Here is a 7,634-nt window from a genome sequence, read left to right as displayed (position 1 = left end):
CCTCCCCCCCCCCCCCCCCCCCCCTTTTTGACCCTCCGCGCCGGCCCCCCCCCACCCCCCCCCCCCCCCCCCCCCCCCCCCCCCGACACCGGAACCAGGTGCCACCGACTTTGCCGGAACCCTGACCTCGGACGCGATGAATGAGTCATTCATGGCGCCGGGGGCGGGTGGGACCGGGCTGGCCGGGGTTCGGGCGGGCGCGTCGGGGCTGGTGGGACCGGGCTGACCCAGGCCCGAACAAGCGTCGGGCAGACGAGACCAAGCCGCGCGGGGCGCGAGCGGGCGCGTCGGGGCTGGTGGGACCGGGCTGGCCGGGGCCGAGCAGGCGCCGGGCCGGTGGGGCCAAGCAAACGGGGGCGCGAGCGGGCGCGTCCGCGGCCGTTGGGTCCAAGCCCACCGCGGCGCGAACCCACCGCCGTGCTGAGATGACAACGTGATCACAGACCCCGGCGTTCTCCTCCTGCTCGTCCTCGCCGGTGTCGGCGCCGGACTGACCGGCGCGGTCGCCGGGCTCGCCTCGCTCGTCTCCTATCCCGCCCTGCTCGCCGCGGGGCTGCCGCCAGTGGTCGCTAACGTCACCAACACCGTCGCGATGCTCGGGACCACCGCCGGCGCCGCCGCCGGGGCTCGGCCCGAGCTTGCCGGGCAGCGGCGCAAGCTCGTCCCGCTCTGCCTGCTCACCACCGTCGGCGGCGCGTGCGGCGGGGCCGTGCTGCTGCTGACGCCGTCCGGCGCGTTCACCGTCGTCGTCCCGTGGCTGATCGGCGGCGCCTCGCTCGTGCTGATGGCGGGCCCGCGGCTGCGCCGGCTGGCCGAAGGCGCCGAACACCACGGCTTGAGCCCGGCCACCGCCGTCGCCGCGTTCTGCATCGGGATCTACGGCGGGTACTTCGGCGCCGCCGCCGGGGTGCTCATGCTCGCGCTGCTCGTGTCCGTCTGGAGCCAGCCGCTCGCCCGGACGAACGCGGCGAAGAACCTGGTCACCGGTTCGGCGAACCTGCTCGCCGCGATCGTCTTTTCGGTCACCGGCAAGGTCGTCTGGCCGGCCGCGCTCGCCGTCTGCCTCGGGTCGCTCGGCGGCTCCTGGCTGGGGGCGACCCTCGTGCGTCACCTGCCGGCGACGCCGTTGCGCATCGGGATCGGTGTTGCCGGGCTCGCGCTCGCTGTCGTGCTGGGCTGGAAGGCGTTCGCCGGATGACGCCGGCCCGCCGGACAGGGCATGATCGGGCGGGTAACGGCGAGCAGGAGACCAGATGAGCATTGTCGGGACCAGGGTGGTCCGCCAAGAGGACGAGAACCTGATCACCGCAGGCGGCACCTATGTGGACGATCTGCGGGAGGAAGCGCTTTCCGGCGCCGCACACGCGGTGTTCGTCCGCAGTCCGGTCGCGCACGCGCGGATCGGCGGCATCGACGTGACCGAGGCGAAGGCGGCGGCGGGGGTGGTCGGCGTGTTCACCGCCGCCGACCTCGGACTCGACCCGCACGCGGCGGGACCGGTCAAGGAACCGTGGCTGGCCGACGGAGTTGTCCGGTATGTCGGCGAACCCGTCGCGCTCGTCCTCACCGAAGAGCGCTACCAGCTGGCCGACGCGGCCGAGCTGGTCGACATCGACTACGACCCGCTGGACGCCGTCGCGAGCATCGACGCCGCGCTCGCGGGGGAAACGCTGCTGTACCCGGAGACCGGCAGCAACGTCATGCAGGTCAACGGCGCGGAGACCTTCGACGACGAGATCTTCGCCGACTGCGACGTGGTCGTGTCGCGGACCATCGTCAACCAGCGGGTCGCGCCCGCGCCGCTCGAAGTCCGCGGCGGGTCGTGCGTCTGGGGCGAAGACGGCAGGCTGACCGTCTGGCTTTCCACGCAGAACGCCCAGATCGCCCGCTCGCAGCTGGCCGGAAGTCTCGGTGTCGGCGAAGACCGCGTCCGCGTCATCGCCCCGGACGTCGGCGGCGGCTTCGGCGCGAAGATCGGCGCCGACCCCGAAGCGACCGTGCTGGCGTGGGCGGCGAAGGAGACCGGCCGCGCGGTCCGCTGGGTCGAGTCCCGCAGCGAGAACCTCACGGCGATGACCCACGGCCGCGCGCAGCGCAACACCGTGACCCTCGGCGGCAAGCGCGACGGCACCGTCCTCGCGTACCGCCTCGACGTCATCCAGGACGCGGGCGCCTACCCCCGGACGCTGTTCCTGCCGACGCTGACCGAGCTGATGGCCGTCGGCGTCTACCGCTTCCCGAAGGTGGAGACGCGCAGCCGCGCGGTCGTCACGAACACCACGCCGATCGCGGCCTACCGCGGCGCGGGCCGGCCGGAGGCGACCGCCGTGCTCGAACGCGCGATGGACGTCTTCGCCGCCACGCTGGAGCTCGACCCCGCCGAGGTCCGCCGGGTCAACTTCATCCGGCCCGAGGAGTTCCCGTACACCACGCCGACCGGCGCGTCCTACGACACGGGCGAGTACGCGGCGGCGCTGGACAAGGCGCTCGAAGCCGCCGGGTACGCCGAACTGCGCGCCGAGCAGCAGCGGCGCCGGGACGAGGGCGACCCGGTCGAGCTGGGTCTCGGCATCGCCGCGTACGTCGAGATCACCGGCGGCGACGCCGGCGGCGAGAGCGGCCGCGTCGACATCCACCCGGACGGCTCGGTCGTCGCCTGGACCGGCAGCTCGCCGCACGGGCAGGGGCTCGGCACGTCGCTGGCGATGCTGCTGTCCGACCAGCTGGGCGTGCCGCTCGACAAGATCACCGTCCGGCACGGCGACACCGACGAGGTGCCGAAGGCCGTCGGCACCTTCGGGTCGCGGTCGCTGCAGCTGGGCGGATCGGCGATCCGGCAGGCGGCCGACGAGGTGATCGCGCAGGCGCGCGAACTGGCGGCCGACCTCCTGGAAGCGTCCGCCGACGACCTCGAGCTGGACGCCGAACGCGGCGTCTGGCAGGTCAAGGGCGCGCCGTCGAGCACGGTGCTCAGCTGGGCGCAGGTCGCCGAAACCGCCGGTGAGGGCAAGCTTTCCGCCGACGTCTGGTTCGGCGGCGGCAAGCCGACGTTCCCGTTCGGCGCGCACCTCGCCGTCGTCGAGGTCGACACCGAGACCGGCAAGGTCGAGCTGCGGCGGATCGTCGCCGTCGACGACGCCGGCCCGATCGTCAACCCGCTGACCTTCCGCGGCCAGCGCCACGGCGGCCTCGGGCAGGGCGCGGCGCAGGCGCTGCTGGAGGTCGTCACCTACGACGACGACGGCAACCCGACCACCGCGAGCCTGGCGGACTACTCGTTCGTCACCGCGGTCGAGCTGCCGGACTTCGAGCTGGTCGACATGGCCACGCCGACCGACCGGAACCTGCTCGGGGTCAAGGGGATCGGCGAGGCGGCGACGATCGGTTCGACGCCGGCGGTGCACAACGCCGTGGTCGACGCGCTGCGCGCCCGCGGTGTCGACCACCTGGACATGCCCACGACGCCGATCCGGGTCTGGGCCGCACTCGAACAGGCTGCTTCACAGGGGGTCCGGGTGGCGGAGCCCCCGGCCTGGGGCGAAGCCCCGGTTGTCACAGCTCGGAAGGGAAACGCGCGGTGAAGGTTTCGATCGAGGTCAACGGGCGGCCGGTGGCCGAGGAGGTGCCGGACCGGACGCTGCTGGTGCACTTCCTGCGCGACACCGCCGGCTTCACCGGCACGAACATCGGCTGCGACACGACGTCGTGCGGCGCCTGCACGGTCCTGCTCGACGGCGAGTCGGTCAAGTCGTGCACGGTGCTGGCCGCGCAGGCCGACGGCCACGCCGTCACCACCGTCGAGGGACTGTCCTCTTCGGATGGTTCGCTGCACCCCGTGCAGCGGGCGTTCCGCGAGCAGCACGGTCTGCAGTGCGGGTTCTGCACGCCCGGCATGATCATGGCGTCGGTGTCGCTGCTGGCCGACAACCCGAAGCCCTCGCGCGACGAGGTGCGCGCCGGGCTCGAGGGGAACCTGTGCCGCTGCACGGGGTACCACAACATCGTGAGCGCCGTGATCGACGCGTCCGGGCAGGAGGTGGACCGGTGATCCCCGCCGAGTTCCGCTACGAACGGGTGTCCACTGTGGACGAAGCGGTGGCCCGGCTGGCCGCCCTCGGCGACGAGGCGAAGGTGCTGGCGGGCGGGCATTCCCTGCTGCCGCTGATGAAGCTGCGGCTCGCGGCGCCGGAGTACCTGGTCGACATCGGGCCGCTCGACGAGCTCCGCCACGTCCGCCTCGACGGCGACGACGTCGTGATCGGCGCGCTGTCGCGCTACAGCGACCTCGAGCGCGACCCGGTGCTGCTGGAGCACGCGCCGCTGCTGGCGCACGCGTCGGGCGTGGTCGGCGACCGGCAGGTCCGCCACCGCGGCACGATCGGCGGGTCGCTGGTGCACGCGGACTCCGCGGCCGACCTGCCGGCGGCGGTGCTGGCCTCGGACGCGGTGCTGGTCGCGCGCGGCCCGGCGGGGGAGCGGCGGATCCCGGCGTCGGAGTTCTTCCTCGGCCCGTTCACGACGCCGCTGGAGCCGGACGAGCTGCTGACGGAGATCCGCCTGCCGTCGCAGGCCGGTCAGGGCTGGGGTTTCGAGAAGTTCACCCGCCGCGCGATCGACTGGGCGATGGTCGGGGTGGCCGTCGTCGGCGGCCGGGTCGGCCTGGTGAACATGGGCGGGGTGCCGCTGCGGGCGCCGGCCACCGAGGCCGCGCTGGCTGCGGGGGCGTCCGTCACGGAGGCGGCCGAGCTGGCGGCGGAGGGAACGAACCCGCCGGACGAGCCCCACGCGACGGCCGAGTACCGCCGCCACCTGGCCCGGGTGCTGACCCGCCGGGCGCTCACCACGGCCCGCTGAAGCACGTCGCGATCACCGGTGCTCCCGCCGGTGATCGCGACGGCCGATTCCCGCCAGCGTGGGGTGTTCCGGAGACGGCACACTCGGTGTCGTGAAGACGGAAACCCTTGCACACACGGCCATCGAGCCCGGAATCCTCTATTTCGGCACCCCGGTGGTGCTCATTTCCAGCACCAACGAGGACGGCTCGCCCAACCTGGCTCCGATGTCGTCGGCGTTCTGGCTCGGCTGGCGGGCGATGCTCGGGCTCGGGGCGCGGTCCAAGACCGCCCAGAACCTCCTGCGCACGCGGGAGTGCGTGCTCAACCTGCCTTCGGACGCGCTCGCCGGGGCGGTCGACCGGCTCGCGCTGACCACCGGGTCCGATCCGGTGCCCGCCGGCAAGCAGCAGCGCGGATACTTCCACGTCGCCGACAAGTTCTCGCGGGCCGGGCTGACCCCGGTGCCTTCCGAGACCGTTGCCCCGCCTCGGGTCGCCGAGTGTCCGGTTGCGATGGAGGCCGTCGTCGAGGCCGTGCATCCCGTTGCGGACGACGATCCCCGGCAGAAGGGCGGCATCGTCGCCATCGAGGTCCGGGTCCAGCGGGTGTTCGTGCACGACTCCGTCCGGCTGGACGGGCACGCCGACCGCATCGACCCCGACGCCTGGCGGCCGCTCATCATGAGCTTCCAGAAGCTTTACGGGCTGGGGCCCCAGGTGCACCCGTCCACGCTGGCCCGGATTCCCGAGCGGATGTACCGGGGCCCGGACATCGAGCGGGCCCGGGCCGTTTAGTCACGCCGCGGTCAGCTGGGAAAGCACCGGCCCCAGCGTCTTGATCCCCGCCGTCACCGCCGCACGCCCCTTGGCCGAGCTCACCAGCGGCTGCTGCGTCAGCAACACCACGACGAACCGCCCGCCCACCACCCCGGTCGTGTTGAGCACCAGCGCGTTGCGCAGGATCATCCACCCCTGCTTGATCTGCCACGACGTCCCCGGCAGGCCGTCCGGAATCCCGAAGTACTGGTCCCAGCCGTCGTCGGCGGGGTTCCGGGCGTCGGCCAACGCCGCCAGCAGCGGGGAGGCCACCTCGTCCGGCACCACGTCCTCGAGGTACGAGTACACCGCCACCACGTCCGACGCGGTCGTCTTCGCCATTCCCCACTGCGTCGGATCCGTGGGCGGAGTGGTGTTCGACAGCCCGATCAGGGCCGCCGTGCGGGTGACGATGCCGGTGCCGCCGTTCTGCTCCCAGAACGTGGAGGCGATCGCGTCGTTGCTGCCCGCCAGCATGTCCGTCAGGTCCTCGACGTCGTCGGCGTCCGGGAGGGCCCACGCGCCCGTCTCGTCGTCGCGGACCTCGTCGATCGCGATCAGGAGCTTGACCACCGATGCCGTGTAGTACGGCTCGTCGGCGTCCTGGGACGCCAGCACCTTGCCGGACCGGCGGTCGTACAGCACGAACCCCACAGTCGTGCCGCGTGACGCCGACGTCACCGCGTCCGAGACGTCGGACGCCACCGAGGAAAGGTCCGGGTAAGGAGCGGTGGACGAGGTCGGCGGGGGAGAAGTGGCCGGTGGGGGCGACGCCGTGGCGGCCGTAGGCGTGATCTCACTCCGATCGGTCGCCGCCAGAATCCCCGCCGTCAGCGCCGCCACTGTCACCCCGGCGCCGGCGAGCACCCAGCCGATCCGTCTTCCCATGCCTGGTCAACGCCTCGCGAGCGGCGATCGGCCCCCGTTTTCAGCTGTCCGTTTGCTGTGTCTTGCTGTGGGGACGCTGTGGCCGCGGCGTACCTTCGCGTCGTGAGCGACTTGCGGATCCTGGTGGTGGGCGCCGGTGCGACCGGTGGGTACTTCGGCGGACGGCTGCTGCGGGCGGGCCGGGACGTCACCTTCCTGGTGCGGCCGGCGCGGGCGAAACTGCTGCGGGAACGCGGCCTGCGGATCACCGGCCTCGGGGAAGACACCGTGCTGGAACCGGCCCTCGTCGAAACCGGCTCGCTGGACGAGACCTACGACCTCGTTCTCCTTGCTGTCAAAGCAACCGGCCTGACCTCGGCCATCGACGATTTCGCCCCCGCGGTCGGCCCGGAGACGCTGATCCTCCCGTTCCTCAACGGACTCGCGCACCTCGACGTCCTCGACGCGCGGTTCGGGAAGGCCGCCGTGCTCGGCGGGGTCGCCAAGGTGCAGACCACCCTCGACGACGACGGCGCCATCCGGCGGCTCGGGCCGTTGCAGAACCTGGCCTACGGCGCCCGGACCGAGCCCGCGCCGGCCCGGCTCGCCGACGTCGACGCCGCCCTGCGCGACGCCGGTTTCCCGGCCGCGCTCGACGAGCGGATCACCGGGTCGATGTGGGCGAAATGGGTGTTCATCGCGGCGATCGGCGCCGTGAACAGCCTGATGCGGGGCACCACCGGCGACGTCGTCGCCGTGCCCGGCGGCCGGGAGTTCGCCGAGGCCGTCGTGGCCGAAGCGGCCGCGGTCGCCGAAGCCGCCGGGTACCCCGTGCCCGCCGCGGAGCTCGAGGCCACGCGCCGGATCGTCACCGATCCCGGGACGGGTGGTTCTTCGTTGTACCGCGACCTGCTGAGCGGTCACCCGGTCGAGGGAGAGCAGATCTTCGGCGACCTCACCGCGCGTGCCCGTGAGCGGGACGTCGCAGTGCCGCTGTTGGACCTGGTCACCCTGCAGCTGCGGGTGCACCAGCACCGCATCGGGTGAGCTGGTCACGGAGGGCGCTTTGCCCGCACAGTCCCGGGGATCGTGGTCTTTCGGGCACCCGGGTGGCGGT

At 72.9% G+C, this 7,634-nt stretch carries 7 protein-coding genes; 6 read left to right on the top strand and 1 reads right to left on the bottom strand.

Translation table 11 applies throughout. From position 1 onward, the window contains the following. Positions 1–433 precede the first annotated feature (433 nt). From ACZ63J_RS08555 to ACZ63J_RS08535, 5 genes are all read left to right on the top strand, one after another. Entirely contained in the window at positions 434–1,198 is a 765-nt protein-coding gene (locus ACZ63J_RS08555) for a sulfite exporter TauE/SafE family protein (protein WP_465398663.1), read from the top strand. 55 nt (positions 1,199–1,253) lie between these two features. After that, entirely contained in the window at positions 1,254–3,581 is a 2,328-nt protein-coding gene (locus ACZ63J_RS08550; protein ID WP_465398662.1) for a xanthine dehydrogenase family protein molybdopterin-binding subunit, read from the top strand. Beyond that, entirely contained in the window at positions 3,578–4,048 is a 471-nt protein-coding gene (locus ACZ63J_RS08545) for a (2Fe-2S)-binding protein (RefSeq protein WP_465312445.1), read from the top strand. Before ACZ63J_RS08550 ends, ACZ63J_RS08545 begins: the two co-directional genes overlap by 4 nt. Next, positions 4,045–4,854 carry an FAD binding domain-containing protein gene (locus ACZ63J_RS08540; RefSeq protein ID WP_465398661.1) on the top strand — a complete coding sequence of 270 codons (810 nt, stop codon included), beginning with the start codon at positions 4,045–4,047 and terminating at the stop codon, positions 4,852–4,854. Before ACZ63J_RS08545 ends, ACZ63J_RS08540 begins: the two co-directional genes overlap by 4 nt. Before the next feature lie 91 nt (positions 4,855–4,945). Further along, on the top strand, positions 4,946–5,629 hold the full coding sequence (locus tag ACZ63J_RS08535) for a flavin reductase family protein (RefSeq protein ID WP_465398660.1): 684 nt from the start codon (positions 4,946–4,948) through the stop codon (positions 5,627–5,629). Here the strand turns inward: ACZ63J_RS08535 and ACZ63J_RS08530 are convergent, their stop codons facing one another. Further along, positions 5,630–6,538 carry a hypothetical protein gene (locus ACZ63J_RS08530; protein ID WP_465398659.1) on the bottom strand — a complete coding sequence of 303 codons (909 nt, stop codon included), beginning with the start codon at positions 6,536–6,538 and terminating at the stop codon, positions 5,630–5,632. Positions 6,539–6,640: 102 nt separating this feature from the next. On the opposite strand from ACZ63J_RS08530, the gene ACZ63J_RS08525 reads away from it, so the two are divergent. Then, a complete protein-coding gene (locus tag ACZ63J_RS08525) occupies positions 6,641–7,564 on the top strand; it encodes a 2-dehydropantoate 2-reductase (RefSeq protein ID WP_465398658.1) in 924 nt (307 codons plus the stop codon). Positions 7,565–7,634 lie beyond the last annotated feature (70 nt).

This window comes from Amycolatopsis sp. NPDC104863, from assembly GCF_055582965.1.
This window is presented reverse-complemented; position numbering and strand designations above follow the sequence as displayed.

Bases quoted from the DNA above. Each gene is read 5' to 3' on its own strand.
- ACZ63J_RS08550 (WP_465398662.1), top strand. From the start codon at position 1,254: ATGAGCATTGTCGGGACCAGGGTGGTCCGCCAAGAGGACGAGAACCTG.
- ACZ63J_RS08530 (WP_465398659.1), bottom strand. From the start codon at position 6,538: ATGGGAAGACGGATCGGCTGGGTGCTCGCCGGCGCCGGGGTGACAGTG.